Below are 14,437 nucleotides of genomic sequence, written 5' to 3' on the forward strand. Positions count from 1 at the left end.
TGTTAATCTTCTAAATACCCAAACTTTCCAGTATTGAAATCTTGAAATGCTTCTATCAACTCTTGTTTGGTATTCATTACAAACGGACCATGTGCTGCAATAGGTTCGTTTAAAGGCTCTCCGCTTAATACTAAAATTACCGCATCTTCTAAGGCTTCTAAAGTAAATGTATCTCCATCATTTTTGAACAATGCAAAGTGATCTTCTAAAACATTATTTGATTCATTAACTTTAACACTACCTTCAACTGATAAAATAGCTGTAGTATATTTTTCTGGAAAGGTTAACTGGGTTTTTACTCCTTTCTTTAACTTTACATTAAACATATTAACGGGCGAAAATGTAGATGCAGATCCTTTATTTCCTTTATATTCTCCTGCAATTACCTCTATTTCTCCTCCTCCATCTGTTAATGGTATTTTAGCCATTTCTGCATTAGCTATTGCTTGATATTTTGGCGGACTCATTTTATCCTTAGCTGGTAAATTTACCCATAACTGTACCATTTGAAATTCTCCTCCTGTTTTACTCCATTCGGTTTCATGAAACTCTTTATGCAAAACTCCTGAAGCTGCCGTCATCCACTGTACATCTCCTTCACCTATAATTCCTCCACCTCCAGCACTATCTCCATGCTCAACTCGCCCTTTATAAGCTATTGTTACCGTTTCAAAACCTCTATGTGGATGAACTCCTACGCCTTTTGGTTTATCTGTTGGAGGAAAATTATATTTCGAATTATAATCCAACATAATAAACGGATCCATTCGTTGCATTGTTGAGGTTCCTGGTATAAAATTATGAACTCTAAATCCGTCTCCTACAAAATGTGGGGTTCCTGGTTTTACTATTTTTTCTATACTTCTTGTTTTCATTTTAAATTCCTTTTTAATTACTATAAACTATTAGCTAATTCGATTTCAAATGAATTGTCTAAATAACTACGCTGTAACTGAGGTTTATTTTTAGACCAATATCCACTCTTAACGCTTTCGGAGAGTGTAGACTCATTACTAAACTCAACTAAAATCGCATTAGGAAATAGCACAGTAATAATCTTTTGTAATTTATTTTTATCTATTTCATTGGTATCTTTTGAAATAGCTAAAACCTTGTATGCCTGTTGATATAATTTTTCAATGGCTGTTTCAACATTAGGAACAGTTGAAACTTGCCAATTCAAAATTTTGGCTATTGTTGTATTTTGGGTTACAACTAATGCATTTAAATGTCTCATAATAAATCCTTTTTTATTTCATTGTAAAATTACGGCAACAAAAAAAGATATGCATTGACCTATGGTAAGAAGTGATTTGTAAGTTGTAAGTCAGTTATTGGGGTTTAAAGTTTTCTTCAGCAAGTGATTTACGAACGCGACTCAGACTTTCTGGAGTAATTCCTAAGTAAGAAGCAATCATCCATTGAGGAACTCGTAGCATAATGTCTGGATACATCTGTACAAAATCTAAATATCGTCTTTTAGCTGAAGCTCCTAATAACTGGCTAATACGTTTGTATAGTTGACGGATATGTTTTTGTAATAATTGTTCATTTTTTCTTCTAAAATCAACATTTATTTTTGATACTTCATTGATAAAGTCTTCATCTAACATTACAACTAATGTTTCCTCCACTGCATCAATGTAATATGTTGAAGGTTCTTGAAAATATACACTACCTCTATCGCTCACAATCCAATTCTCAGTAGCAAACTGTAAAATATTTTCTTTTCCCTCTTCATTTAGGGCATATAAACGTAACAAACCTTTTTCTACAAAAAAGAAATGTGAACACACATCTCCCTCTTTTAATAAAAAATCACTTTTAGAAACGTTTTTTACAGTAATAAACGATTGTATTTGAAGGTAATCAGTTTCTGATAATCCTCCTTTTTCAATAAGATACTTTTTAAAGTTAGATAGCTCCATACATTGTTGTAATGAGCTACTAAAAATACAGTATTATATACAATATTCTACTTTTCTTTTGAAGTTTTAAGTACTTTACCTCTATATCTAATTGAGTTTTTTTGCGTACTATTTACATAGATAATACTCGATAAGCTAGGATATACTCTAACTATAACATTATAGTTTTCAGTTGATGTATTTTTATCCTTTATTTTAAAACTAATTTTGTAACTATTTTCTTTATCTTCAGATATAACTAAGTCTTCAGGAGTTCCTTCAAATTCAATTCCAATATCTGTACTTCCATAAGAACCTCCCATTTGCCGCTCACCAAAATATGGTAAATATGCCGCAACAGTATCTTTTTTCATTTTGAAAAAATTACTATTTCCTACTAAATTAATGTTTCCAGCGTTACTTCCTATAGGTAACAAACCTGCATTAGCTATTTGTGCCATTGCATATGTAACCATTGGTTCAGCCCATTCTACTTCTATTTCAAAAGTTTTACTTTCTATAAGAGCGTTTAAGTTATCTATTTCTGACTGAGTTATGTTTTTAGAAGATGCACAACTAAGTAGTATAAAAATCATACTAATAAAAAAAACAAATCTTTTCATACCTTACTGTTTTTAAACCTTTTACAAGATACTTAAATATCGTAAAACTTTCAAGAAAACAAGACTATTTAACGTTTGTTTTACTCTTTATTAGGTACAGAGAACAGCTCCGGTTTTGCTCCTTTGATATCTCTATAAAAATCATAAAAATGATCCATGTCAGCATTCATGTCTTCTGTTAAGTAATAAGGAGGTGCTATTATAATTTGTTTGTTTTTAAAATCGAAAGCAAACATTACCACAGGTACATTGGCCCCTTTTGCGATGTAATAAAATCCGGTTTTCCATGAAACTACTTTAACACGAGTTCCTTCAGGAGATAACGCTAGACGAAATTCATCATGCTGATTAAATACAGACACAATTGCATCTACTTTATTAGTGCTTTTGCTCCTATCAACAGGAGCACCTCCTAAAGCTCTAAAAATAAAACCAAAAGGAGGTTTAAATAGTGACGATTTTCCTATGAAGTTGATTTTTACACCGATAGTATTTCTAGCCAAAATAGCAATTGGAAAGTCTTTCCAACTGGTATGTGGAGCTCCAATAACAACGTATTTTTTTAAGTCTCTTGGAAAATCTCCAACTACCTTCCAGCCTAAAACTTTGTGAAATATAAATTTAGATATCATTTATTAGGTATAAAGGTCAATGATACGGTTTTCCCAACAAAAATCAAATAAATTTAACCTATCTTGTCCTATATTTGTTCACTTAATAAACTTTTATTTATCCAAATGAATACCACTCTTTTACTTATTTTAATTGCTACTAGTACCTTACTAATTGGATTTGTTATTGGAAACCTACTCTCTAAATTGAAGTTTAAACAACAAACATCTGATTTAGAAAAAGAGATTGTAACACTTCAGAATCATCAAACTAATTGTGAAATTCAGAAAAAAGAAAAAGAAGACTCATTTTCTCAGCAAAAAGAAGACTTTTTAAACCGATTAGATGAAAAAACTAAAGAGAATAGTGAATTACGTCGTGAAAAAGAGTTTACTGCTCTTGAATTAGCTAGAAAGAATGAAGAGTTAAAAAACGTACAGTTAAAACTTCAAGAAAATAAAGAAGAAGTAGAAAAACTACAGGATAAATTTACCAAAGAGTTTGAAAACTTAGCAAACAAGATTCTAGATGAAAAATCGAATAAATTTACTGAACAAAACAAGAAAAATATAAAGGATATTTTAAACCCGCTTCAAGAAAAAATTCAAACTTTTGAAAAGAAAGTTGAGGACACTCAAAAAGAGAGTATTTCAATGCATTCTGCTTTAAAAGAGCAGTTATTAGGGTTAAAAGAGTTAAACGCTCAAATGAGTAAAGAAACCTTAAACCTTACCAAGGCTTTAAAAGGTGATAGTAAAACGCAAGGAAATTGGGGAGAACTGGTACTTGAACGCGTTTTAGAAAAATCTGGTTTAGAAAAAGATAGAGAGTATTTTGTACAACAATCTTTTACCAACGATGAAGGAAAGCGTATTATGCCCGATGTAGTGATTCACTTACCAGACAATAAAAAAATGATTGTCGATTCAAAAGTATCTTTAACTGCGTACGAACAATATGTTAATAGCGAAGATGATCTTGTAAAGGAACGTTTTGTAAAAGAACATGTAAACTCGTTAAAAAGACATGTTGAACAACTTTCAGAAAAGAAATATGAAGATATTTATAAAATAGAATCTCCTGATTTTGTACTCTTATTTGTACCAATAGAACCTGCTTTTGCAGTAGCTTTAAACGAAGATAATACCTTATACAACAAAGCTTTTGAAAGAAACATCGTTATTGTTACTCCTACTACTTTATTAGCTACCTTACGTACTATTGACACAATGTGGAATAACGAAAAACAACAACGTAATGCCTTAGAAATTGCACGACAAGCCGGAGCTTTATATGATAAATTTCAAGGATTACTGACAGACTTAGTAAGTATTGGAAAGAAAATCGATGGCACTAAAGCTGATTATGCCGCTGCGATGAATAAACTAGTAGAAGGTAGAGGAAACTTAATTACCAGTGTAGAAAAGCTCAAGAAAATGGGTGCAAAAGCTAAAAAAGCGCTCCCTGAAAAAATTCTCGAACGAGCTCAAGATAATGACGAATAAAAAAAATCGCTCTAAAATGTTTTAGAGCGATCTTTTTATTTATACTTGCATGAAAACACTGCCTTCTACATAATAAACAAACGTCTGTTATGCATTAAGTCATATACCTTCTCTCCTACTGTTTCTAATACTTCTTCTTTCTCAGCATTCATTAATGCCTCATCAATCAAGCCTACGATTACTTCCATATCGTCTTCTTTCAAACCACGTGTAGTAACTGCAGCTGTACCCACACGGATACCTGAAGTTACAAATGGTGATTCAGTATCAAAAGGAACCATGTTTTTATTTACTGTAATATCTGCTTTACCTAAAGCATCTTCAGCAGCTTTTCCAGTAAGCTTTTTATTTCGTAAATCAATTAACATACAATGGTTATCTGTACCTCCAGAAATAATTTCATATCCTTTAGCTGCAAATGCTTTCGCCATTGCCTGTGCATTTTCTTTTACCTGAATTTGATATTCTAAAAACTCATCTGTTAATGCTTCACCAAAAGCAACAGCTTTTGCGGCAATAACATGCTCTAATGGTCCGCCTTGATTTCCTGGGAATACAGCAGAATTAATCAATGTAGACATTTTCTTTAATTTTCCTGATTTTAATTTTAATCCGAACGGATTTTCAAAATCTTTTCCAATCATAATCATTCCACCACGAGGTCCACGTAATGTTTTGTGAGTCGTTGTAGTAACTATATGACAGTGTGGTAACGGATCAGATAAAATTCCTTTTGCTATTAGTCCTGCTGGATGCGAAATATCAGCCATTAAAATAGCACCAACGTTATCAGCAACTTCTCTAAACTTTTTAAAATCAATATCACGAGAATAAGCTGAAGCCCCTGCAATGATTAATTTAGGTTTATGCTCTTTTGCTTGTTGTTCTAAATGATCATAATCAATATACCCTGTTTCTTTTACTACTCCGTAAAATACTGGGTTGTATAATTTTCCTGAAAAATTTACTGGTGAACCATGTGTTAAGTGACCTCCGTGAGATAAATCAAATCCTAAAATAGTATCACCTGGTTGTAAACAAGCTGCAAAAACTGCTGTATTTGCCTGGCTCCCAGAATGTGGTTGTACGTTTACATACTCTGCTCCAAATAATTCTTTTGCTCTATCAATGGCTATTTGCTCCACGACATCTACTACTTCACACCCTCCATAGTAACGTTTACCAGGGTATCCTTCAGCATATTTATTTGTTAAAACTGATCCTTGGGCTTCCATTACCTGGTTGCTTACAAAATTTTCAGAAGCAATTAGCTCTAACCCATTTAGTTGACGTTCTTTTTCTTCTTGAATTAAATCAAATATTTGATGATCTTTTTGCATGTTGTTTGTTTTGCTGTGTAAAGTAGCCAAATGTACTAAATTTTATGTATCCTTTTTTGACGATTTTTAAAGAAGTTTACTCTAAAATACTTTCACATTTTTTTTACTCATCTTTTTGGGGTAAATTGAAAAAAATATGTAGGTTTGATGAAAATATAACAAAAACGATAAATGGAAATAACTGCTAATAACCCGAATAGAAAATCTTGGTTAACTGTAGCTGAAAACTCAGATTTTCCTATTCAAAACATACCTTTTGGGGTTTTTCTTACAAAAGATGATATTATAACGATTGGTACAAGAATCGGTGATTATGCGATTGATTTAGGTGCCTTACATCAATTAGGATATTTTGATGGGATTCCGTTAACAGACGATATTTTCTTACAAGATACCTTAAATGATTTTATTGCTGACGGACGCAAAACTTGGCGTTTAGTTCGTAATAGAATCGCTGATGTTTTTGATGTAAAAAACAGTAAGCTACGAGATAATGCTGAGCACAAAGACAAAATAATCTTTAGAATGGATGAAGTAGAAATGCAACTTCCTGTTTCTGTAGGAGATTATACCGATTTTTACGCAAGTAAAGAGCATGCAACCAATGTAGGAAGCTTATTTAGAGATCCTGAAAACGCTTTACTACCAAACTGGTTACAAATTCCTATTGGTTACCACGGAAGAAGTTCTTCTATTATACCATCTGGAACTCCAGTTCGTCGTCCTATCGGACAACAACGTCCTAGTGAGGGAGAAACTACACCTAACTTTGGTCCTTCAAAATTATTAGATTTTGAATTAGAAATGGCGTTCATTACTACCGTTGCTAACGATTTAGGAGACAGAATTCCTATTGAAGAAGCTGAAGAATATATTTTCGGATTAGTATTATTTAACGACTGGTCTGCTCGTGATATTCAAGCATGGGAATATGTTCCTTTAGGACCTTTCTTAGGAAAGAGTTTTGCTTCAACAATTTCACCTTGGATTGTTACTTTAGATGCTTTAGAGCCGTTTAGGGTAGATAACCCAGAACAAGTATATGAACCTTTACCTTATTTAAAGAAAGAAGGAAAAGACAGTTACGATATTAATTTACAAATGGCTATTCAACCTGAAGGTAAAGAGGAAACTGTAGTTTGTAACTCTAACTTTAAATATATGTACTGGACAATGGTACAACAATTAACACATCATACTGTAAACGGGTGTCCTATTAATGCAGGTGATATGATGGGTAGTGGTACTATTTCCGGGCCTACTCAAGACAGTTTTGGTTCTATGTTAGAATTAACTTGGAGAGGTCAAAACCCAATAAAAATGAATGATGGTAGCGAGCGTAAGTTTATCAATGATAACGATACCGTTATTATGCGTGGTTACTCTAAGAATGAAAAAGTTAGAATTGGTTTTGGTGAATGTTCAGGTAAGGTATTACCTGCTAAATAAACACTTTAATCAAATATAATTATAAAAAAATCCAGTTCGTACGAACTGGATTTTTATTTTATATCAATTTCTACTCTTCTTCTGGTGGTGGGTGACCGTGAATTTGTTCATACACTTCATCAAAATTACTTCGTAAATAACTGTTTAATTTTTTACGATAATCATCTTGCAACCAGTCAATAAAATTATGTGTGCTTTTTGATATACATTTTGAATATCTAAAAATTCTATCATCAATATCGCCTCCTAATTTTTTAGCTAAAATAAGCGCATCAAAAACATCTTCACTATTTTCAACACACATTTTAGCATGATGTTCTATTGATTTTTCTAATACTCTTTTTGATGATTCTCCTCCTTGTATGGTATCTCTATATACTTTTTTAACATCAAAGTATAGATCTTTAGAATTTGCAAACTCAGCTTTTACATCCGCGGGTAGTTCATATTTAAAGTCATTTTCTATTTCTTCATCAGATAATAAGTTATCTAAATAGAAGTTTGGAGCTCTAAACATTTTTTGCCAATCTAAATCAGCACCCCAAGGTCCAAAACGATGGAAGTTATTACCTAAATCAATTACATTAAATTCTGACTTCCCTGGTAAAATACGAGAACCACGACCAATCATCTGATAATACAGTGTTAAAGACTTCGTAGCTCTATTTAATATAATAGATCCTACTGTAGGCTCATCAAATCCTGTTGTTAAAATACTAACCGAAGTAATAATTGCATTGGGTGTTTTATGAAACCACTTTAAAATAAAATCACGTTCTTTTTTAGTATTCGTGTTATCTAAATGGGCAATTGGATATCCTGCTCTTTTAAAGGTATCATATACATGTAATGATGTATTAATACCATTATTAAAAATTAAAGTTTTAGTTCCTTTTGCTCGTTCTTCATAAGCTTGTAAAAGCTTAGAAAGCATATCGGTATTCGTATATAAATCTTCTGATGATTTTACTGTATAATCTCCATTTGCTCCTACTTCTAACGAAGTTAACCCTACATTGTAAGAGTAAATATTTGCTTTCGCTAAGTATTCATTTTGAATTAAGGCTCCAATACTTTCCCCATCAATAAGTTCGTCATAATTATCTTTCATAGGAAGCTTAATATTTGAACTTAAAGGAGTTGCTGTTACCCCTAGTATAAAAGATCTATCAAAAAACTTAAATAGTTTAGTAAATGAGTTATAGTGAGCCTCATCAATAATTACTAAACCAACGTCTGAAATATCTAACATATCGTCATTTAAACGATTGTTTAGGGTTTCAACCATGGCCACAAAGCAATCAAACTCATCTTGGTCCTCTAAACTTGCTTTGCTATCAATAATTTTATTAACTACACCAAATTCTTTAAGCATTTTCGCGGTCTGTTTGCACAGTTCTATTCGGTGCGTCATTATCAATACTTTCTTTTGATAATGCTTTAAGTATTGACGTGTAATTTCAGAGAAAATGACTGTTTTTCCTCCTCCAGTAGGTAGTTGATAAAGTAAATGGTAATTTTCGGGGGCATTCTCAAAACTTTTGAAAATCTTGTGCAATGCTTCTTTTTGATAATCGTATAAATTTTTTCCTTTCTTTGGTTGTGAAGTTGCTGTTTCGTTACTCAAATCTCTATAATTTTGAAATATGCAAAAATACGAGGTATTTAAGGAAATCCCATTAAAAATGGCATCTTTTTTAGATTTTTTTTAAATTAATACGAGCAATATCATAATGAGAAGCATGTGAAATCACTTCTCCATTTTTAACTACCAACAACTGAGGAGATTGATGTAAAACCTGAAAAGTATGCCCTATTTCATTAGAAATCTCTCTATAACTAAGCAAGTCAAGATAATACACTTTAAAGTCTTTTAACTCTTCATCAAAACTGTTTACAAAACGTTTAATTACCATACTGCTAATACCACATCTTGTTGAATGTTTAAAAATAGCTACGGGCTCTTTTTTTGATAATTCTTTTATCTCTTTTATTTGCTCTAATGAAGTTAATGATATCCAGTTGATAAACGATTTATCTTCTCCTCTATTTATCTCTTTTCTTCCAAAAATAGTACTTAATACTCCCATAAAATCCTTATTTTAATAACATATTTTACTCTTAACTATTACAATACCAGTCAAAAAGTCATGATAAATTCATTTTTAAAGACAAAATGTCTTTTTTCTCTTTAAAAAATCAATTGGTATTGAATTTGACTTTTATTTGAGAAAAATAAAAACGATATGAATTTTAACAATTATACAATAAAATCACAAGAAACCATACAGCAAGCGCAACAATTAGCGCAAAGCTATGGCAACAACCTTATAGAAAATGAACACATTTTCAAAGCTTTATTTTTAGTCGATGAAAATGTACTTCCTTTCATACTAAAGAAGTTAAACATTAATATTGATGTTGTACAACAGGTATTAGATAAACAATTAGAAAGTTTTTCTAAAGTTACTGGTGCTGATTTAATGCTTTCTCGCGAAGCTAACAAAACATTAAATGAGGCTTCCATCGTTGCTAAAAAAATGAACGATGAATACGTTTCTATTGAACATTTAATTTTAGCTATTTTCAACTCTAAAAGTCAAATAACACAAGTATTAAAAGACCAAGGTGTTACTGAGAAAAGTTTAAAAGCAGCTATTGAGGAGTTACGTAAAGGAAATCGTGTTACCTCCCAAAGTGCTGAAGATACTTACAACTCTTTGAATAAATATGCTAAAAACTTAAATCAATTAGCACAAGACGGAAAATTAGATCCCGTAATTGGTCGTGATGAAGAGATTAGACGTTTATTACAAATTTTATCGCGTAGAACAAAAAACAACCCTATTTTAGTTGGTGAGCCTGGTACTGGAAAAACAGCTATTGCAGAAGGATTGGCACACCGAATTATTCGTGGTGATGTTCCTGAAAACCTGAAAGAAAAGCAAATTTTCTCTTTAGATATGGGAGCGCTAATTGCTGGAGCCAAATATAAAGGTGAGTTTGAAGAACGTTTAAAATCTGTAGTAAAAGAAGTTACAAAGTCTGAAGGAGACATCGTACTATTCATTGACGAAATTCATACTTTAGTAGGCGCTGGAGGAGGTCAAGGAGCTATGGATGCTGCTAATATTTTAAAACCAGCTTTAGCTCGTGGAGAACTAAGAGCTATTGGAGCAACTACGCTAGATGAGTATCAAAAATATTTTGAGAAAGACAAAGCTTTAGAGCGTCGTTTTCAAAAAGTAATGGTAGATGAACCAGATACCGAGAGCGCTATTTCTATTTTACGTGGTATTAAAGATAAATACGAAGCACACCACAAAGTTCGTGTTAAAGATGAAGCTATTATTGGAGCTGTAGAGTTGTCTCAACGTTATATTACCAATCGCTTTTTACCTGATAAGGCTATTGATTTAATGGACGAAGCAGCTTCTAAATTACGTATGGAAATCAATTCTAAACCAGAAGAATTAGATGTGTTAGATCGCAAAATAATGCAATTGGAAATTGAAATTGAAGCAATTAAGCGTGAAAATGATGAAACGAAACTAAAATCATTGAATGCTGATTTAGCTAACTTAAAGGAAGAACGTAATGAAATCAATGCCAAATGGCAGTCAGAAAAAAGCGTCGTAGATACTGTTCAGAGTTTAAAAACTGACATTGAAAACTATAAACTTGAAGCTGAAAAAGCTGAACGTAATGGTGATTATGGTAAAGTAGCTGAGTTACGTTATGGTAAAATAAAGAATGCACATGAAGAACTTGACAAACAACAAGAAATTTTAGCCAATCAAAGTGAGAATGCATTGATTAAAGAGGAGGTTACTTATGATGATATCGCTGAAGTTGTAGCTAAATGGACGGGAGTTCCTGTGACTAAAATGTTACAATCAGAGCGTGAAAAATTATTAAAATTAGAAGATGAATTACATAACCGTGTAGTTGGTCAAGAAGAAGCTATTGAAGCAGTTTCTGATGCGGTACGTCGTTCTAGATCAGGATTACAGAACCCAAATAAACCTATTGGTTCGTTCTTATTCTTAGGAACAACTGGGGTTGGTAAAACAGAATTAGCAAAAGCTTTAGCTGAATATTTATTTGACGATGAAAATGCGATGACTCGTATTGATATGAGTGAATATCAAGAGCGTCATTCCGTAAGCAGATTGGTTGGAGCACCTCCAGGATACGTAGGTTATGACGAAGGTGGACAATTAACAGAAGCTGTTCGAAGAAAACCTTATTCAGTTGTGCTGTTAGATGAAATTGAAAAAGCGCACCCTGACACCTTTAATGTCTTACTACAAGTATTAGATGAAGGTAGGTTAACTGATAATAAGGGTCGCATTGCTGATTTTAAAAACACCATTATTATTATGACCTCTAATATGGGAAGTCATATTATCCAAGAAAAATTTGATACTATGAAAGGTGATATTCATACAACTATGGATTTAGCAAAAACAGAAGTTTTAGGTTTATTAAAACAATCGGTAAGACCTGAGTTTTTAAATAGAATTGATGATATTATTTTATTTACTCCGCTATCCGAAGAGAATATTAAAGAAATTGTAAAACTACAATTGAATAGTGTTAAAAAGATGATTGCGAAACAAAACATCATTTTTGATGCTACTGATGAAGCTATTGCTTATTTAGCTATAAAGGGATATCAACCAGAATTTGGTGCACGTCCTGTAAAGCGAGTGATTCAAAAAGAAGTTTTAAATCAATTATCTAAAGAAATTTTATCAGGTCAAGTAACTACTGATAGTGTTATTTTACTAGACGCTTTTGATAATGAATTGGTATTTAGAAATCAATCTGATTTAATAGAAAGCTAACTATTTATTTTATAGTTAGTTTATAGAGAGCGGTGTTTAAAAAAGCACCGCTTTTTATTTTTAACTATATTGGCTCTTCAAAACAATTACTTATCGTGAAAAAATATCTTTTAGCTTGTATTCTTGCCCTTGGTACATTAATTTCTTACTCACAAAAAGAAGTTAATACTACTTATTACTTAATTCGTCATGCTGAAAAAGATAGAACAGATCAAACAAATAAAAATCCGAACTTAAACGAAATTGGATTACAGCGAGCTGAAAAATGGAAAAATTATTTTGAAGACATTCATTTAGATGCTGTATATTCTACTAATTATAACAGAACAATACAAACTGTGACTCCAGTAGCAAAAAGTAAAAAATTAGACATCATTATCTACGATCCAAATAAGATGTACGATGATGGTTTTAAGAAAAACACAAAAGGAAAATCTGTTTTAATAGTTGGTCATAGTAACACTACTCCTTCTTTTACTAACAAAATTTTAAATCTAAAAAAATACAACCAAATGGATGATAATGACAATTCTAGTGTATTTGTTGTTTCAGTTAAAACTTCTTCTGACAAGAAAAAAACATCCTCAGAAAGATTAAAAATTGATTAGTTTAATTCAATATTATTTAAAATAATTTCAGAAAGTTTTTTCAGCTTACCTTCTTCATATAATTTATCAATAGTGTAAAAGTTAATATCCTTATCTAAAGGCTTATAATTGTTATAGTCTACAAAACGGATTCCGTTTACTATTTTTTCCTCTTTTACATCTCTAAAACGTACTCCTCCTCCATTTGTATGGTATTTATACGCTAAATAATCTACTTGAAAACTATCTTTTGCAAACCAATATATAAACACATCATCAAAATCTTCTCCTCCGCCCTCTTCTGCAAAAGTGACTCTAATTTTATAATACTCCTTTCCTTTTATAGTAACAGGTTCTAATAACTTTTTTTGAACTGCTTTATCATTTAACCCAAAAGGTAAGACAGAAAAATAATGAACCGAATTCACAGAATTGCTATAGCGATTTTTATCTTTTTCTGTTAGTTCAACTAAGCTATCATTTACAAAGCGTCTGAAATTCTCATTCGATAACACATCTTTTATTGTTACTGAGTCATTTTTTATAGTTCTAACTAATTTAAAAGTACCATTATTTCTAGTCGCTTTATAATGATTTTTTCTAAAGTTAAAGGAAATTGTAGCGTTTCCTATTTCATTTAATTTAGAATACTCTATTGACTTATCTATTATTTGTTGGGCAGTAAATTTTGGCTTGCATGAAACAACTAATAATAGTAGTGAAATGTATAAAAATCGCATAAAATTTTGTTTGTTTTGGTCGTTAAATCGTAAACAAATTTACAAGTATTCATTAATTTTACTTGTTAAGTTTAACATAAAAAAATAGAGCTACAATTACGTAGCTCTATACAAGGGGATTAAAACTTATTGGTTTAAAACCTCATACCTACTCCAAAACCAATTAGTAACGGGTTAATATCTACTTCAGCTGGTACTGTTGCTACACCTGCATTTACAGAAACATTAGTACTTAATCCAATATACTTACCATCTACGTTTAAAAACCAAGTATCGTCTAAATCATAATCGAAACCTAATTGAAGTGCATATCCAAAGCCATTTTCATAGTCTACATCAACCACTGCTCCTGGATCAGCATCATAAAAAATAGTATAATTTACACCAGCTCCTACATAAGGTTTAAAATCACTTATATTAAAATGATATTGCAACGTTAATGTTGGAGGTAACAACCAAACATCACCTAAATTAACATTTCCTAAAGCCGTGTTTACAGCTTTTACATCATGGTTAGTCGTTCCTAAAATTAATTCAGCTGCTATATTTTCAGTAAAATAGTAGGTAAAATCAAGCTCAGGAATAAAGTTTTTACCTATTTCAACATCACCACCAATAGTACCAATTGTTGCTGATTCATTAGGTAAAACAGTTACCCATCTAAAACGCGCTTGCCATTTTTTAAAATCATTTTTTTTAGAAGTCTCTTGTGCATTTACACTACTAAAAAACAATGTTCCTAATACAATACTTAATATAATTTTTCTCATGATTATAAATTTAAGTTTTGAGCAAAATTACACTCCACTCTTCTCTAAAAACAT

Annotated in this window: 14 protein-coding genes; 4 read left to right on the top strand and 10 right to left on the bottom strand. The window is 31.6% G+C overall.

The annotated features are described in order from the left end of the window. Window positions 1–2: 2 nt before the first annotated feature. From C7448_RS10435 to C7448_RS10455, 5 genes are all read right to left on the bottom strand, one after another. Window positions 3–875, bottom strand: coding sequence for a pirin family protein (locus C7448_RS10435; RefSeq protein WP_115901324.1), 873 nt, complete (start codon window positions 873–875; stop codon window positions 3–5). Between the two features lie 20 nt (window positions 876–895). Beyond that, on the bottom strand, window positions 896–1,237 hold the full coding sequence (locus tag C7448_RS10440) for a hypothetical protein (RefSeq protein WP_115901325.1): 342 nt from the start codon (window positions 1,235–1,237) through the stop codon (window positions 896–898). A gap of 94 nt (window positions 1,238–1,331) precedes the next feature. After that, on the bottom strand, window positions 1,332–1,928 hold the full coding sequence (locus C7448_RS10445) for a Crp/Fnr family transcriptional regulator (protein WP_115901326.1): 597 nt from the start codon (window positions 1,926–1,928) through the stop codon (window positions 1,332–1,334). A gap of 47 nt (window positions 1,929–1,975) precedes the next feature. Next, window positions 1,976–2,530 (bottom strand): DUF4251 domain-containing protein, encoded by a 555-nt coding sequence (locus C7448_RS10450; protein ID WP_115901327.1) that lies wholly within the window; start codon window positions 2,528–2,530, stop codon window positions 1,976–1,978. 80 nt (window positions 2,531–2,610) lie between these two features. Then, window positions 2,611–3,162, bottom strand: a complete 552-nt coding sequence (locus tag C7448_RS10455) for a 1-acyl-sn-glycerol-3-phosphate acyltransferase (RefSeq protein ID WP_115901328.1) — start codon at window positions 3,160–3,162, stop codon at window positions 2,611–2,613. A gap of 105 nt (window positions 3,163–3,267) precedes the next feature. Between C7448_RS10455 and rmuC the strand changes: the two genes are divergently transcribed. Further along, window positions 3,268–4,647: a DNA recombination protein RmuC gene (gene rmuC / locus C7448_RS10460; RefSeq protein ID WP_115901329.1), complete on the top strand. Its 1,380-nt coding sequence runs from the start codon at window positions 3,268–3,270 to the stop codon at window positions 4,645–4,647. Window positions 4,648–4,712: 65 nt separating this feature from the next. Here rmuC and glyA read toward each other — a convergent pair whose 3' ends face one another. Further along, window positions 4,713–5,987 carry a serine hydroxymethyltransferase gene (glyA, locus tag C7448_RS10465; RefSeq protein ID WP_115901330.1) on the bottom strand — a complete coding sequence of 425 codons (1,275 nt, stop codon included), beginning with the start codon at window positions 5,985–5,987 and terminating at the stop codon, window positions 4,713–4,715. Window positions 5,988–6,158: 171 nt separating this feature from the next. Between glyA and fahA the strand changes: the two genes are divergently transcribed. Continuing rightward, window positions 6,159–7,436 (top strand): fumarylacetoacetase, encoded by a 1,278-nt coding sequence (gene fahA / locus C7448_RS10470; RefSeq protein ID WP_115901331.1) that lies wholly within the window; start codon window positions 6,159–6,161, stop codon window positions 7,434–7,436. Window positions 7,437–7,506: 70 nt separating this feature from the next. Here fahA and C7448_RS10475 read toward each other — a convergent pair whose 3' ends face one another. Then, window positions 7,507–9,063 (bottom strand): DEAD/DEAH box helicase, encoded by a 1,557-nt coding sequence (locus C7448_RS10475; protein WP_115901332.1) that lies wholly within the window; start codon window positions 9,061–9,063, stop codon window positions 7,507–7,509. A gap of 70 nt (window positions 9,064–9,133) precedes the next feature. Next, window positions 9,134–9,526 carry a bacillithiol system redox-active protein YtxJ gene (gene ytxJ / locus C7448_RS10480; RefSeq protein ID WP_115901333.1) on the bottom strand — a complete coding sequence of 131 codons (393 nt, stop codon included), beginning with the start codon at window positions 9,524–9,526 and terminating at the stop codon, window positions 9,134–9,136. A gap of 156 nt (window positions 9,527–9,682) precedes the next feature. Between ytxJ and clpB the strand changes: the two genes are divergently transcribed. After that, the gene (gene clpB / locus C7448_RS10485) at window positions 9,683–12,286 is read left to right on the top strand and encodes an ATP-dependent chaperone ClpB (protein ID WP_115901334.1); all 2,604 of its coding nucleotides are present in this window, start codon (window positions 9,683–9,685) and stop codon (window positions 12,284–12,286) included. Window positions 12,287–12,381: 95 nt separating this feature from the next. Then, window positions 12,382–12,894, top strand: coding sequence for a histidine phosphatase family protein (locus tag C7448_RS10490; protein ID WP_115901494.1), 513 nt, complete (start codon window positions 12,382–12,384; stop codon window positions 12,892–12,894). On the opposite strand, the gene C7448_RS10495 is transcribed toward C7448_RS10490, so the two are convergent. Next, window positions 12,891–13,613 (bottom strand): DUF6503 family protein, encoded by a 723-nt coding sequence (locus tag C7448_RS10495; RefSeq protein ID WP_115901335.1) that lies wholly within the window; start codon window positions 13,611–13,613, stop codon window positions 12,891–12,893. The two genes, C7448_RS10490 and C7448_RS10495, sit on opposite strands and share 4 nt — an antisense overlap. Window positions 13,614–13,747: 134 nt before the next feature. Beyond that, a complete protein-coding gene (locus tag C7448_RS10500; RefSeq protein ID WP_115901336.1) occupies window positions 13,748–14,383 on the bottom strand; it encodes an OmpW/AlkL family protein in 636 nt (211 codons plus the stop codon). Between the last annotated feature and the right edge of the window lie 54 nt (window positions 14,384–14,437).

Origin of the sequence: Tenacibaculum gallaicum (assembly GCF_003387615.1) — a bacterium.
Lineage (GTDB): Bacteria > Bacteroidota > Bacteroidia > Flavobacteriales > Flavobacteriaceae > Polaribacter > Polaribacter gallaicus.

What these genes read in the sequence shown, in the direction of transcription:
- C7448_RS10435 (WP_115901324.1), bottom strand. Translation starts at nt 875, where the DNA reads ATGAAAACAAGAAGTATAGAAAAAATAGTAAAACCAGGAACCCCACAT.
- C7448_RS10450 (WP_115901327.1), bottom strand. Translation starts at nt 2,530, where the DNA reads ATGAAAAGATTTGTTTTTTTTATTAGTATGATTTTTATACTACTTAGT.
- fahA (WP_115901331.1), top strand. Translation starts at nt 6,159, where the DNA reads ATGGAAATAACTGCTAATAACCCGAATAGAAAATCTTGGTTAACTGTA.
- ytxJ (WP_115901333.1), bottom strand. Translation starts at nt 9,526, where the DNA reads ATGGGAGTATTAAGTACTATTTTTGGAAGAAAAGAGATAAATAGAGGA.
- clpB (WP_115901334.1), top strand. Translation starts at nt 9,683, where the DNA reads ATGAATTTTAACAATTATACAATAAAATCACAAGAAACCATACAGCAA.
- glyA (WP_115901330.1), bottom strand. Translation starts at nt 5,987, where the DNA reads ATGCAAAAAGATCATCAAATATTTGATTTAATTCAAGAAGAAAAAGAA.
- C7448_RS10440 (WP_115901325.1), bottom strand. Translation starts at nt 1,237, where the DNA reads ATGAGACATTTAAATGCATTAGTTGTAACCCAAAATACAACAATAGCC.
- rmuC (WP_115901329.1), top strand. Translation starts at nt 3,268, where the DNA reads ATGAATACCACTCTTTTACTTATTTTAATTGCTACTAGTACCTTACTA.
- C7448_RS10495 (WP_115901335.1), bottom strand. Translation starts at nt 13,613, where the DNA reads ATGCGATTTTTATACATTTCACTACTATTATTAGTTGTTTCATGCAAG.
- C7448_RS10445 (WP_115901326.1), bottom strand. Translation starts at nt 1,928, where the DNA reads ATGGAGCTATCTAACTTTAAAAAGTATCTTATTGAAAAAGGAGGATTA.
- C7448_RS10500 (WP_115901336.1), bottom strand. Translation starts at nt 14,383, where the DNA reads ATGAGAAAAATTATATTAAGTATTGTATTAGGAACATTGTTTTTTAGT.
- C7448_RS10455 (WP_115901328.1), bottom strand. Translation starts at nt 3,162, where the DNA reads ATGATATCTAAATTTATATTTCACAAAGTTTTAGGCTGGAAGGTAGTT.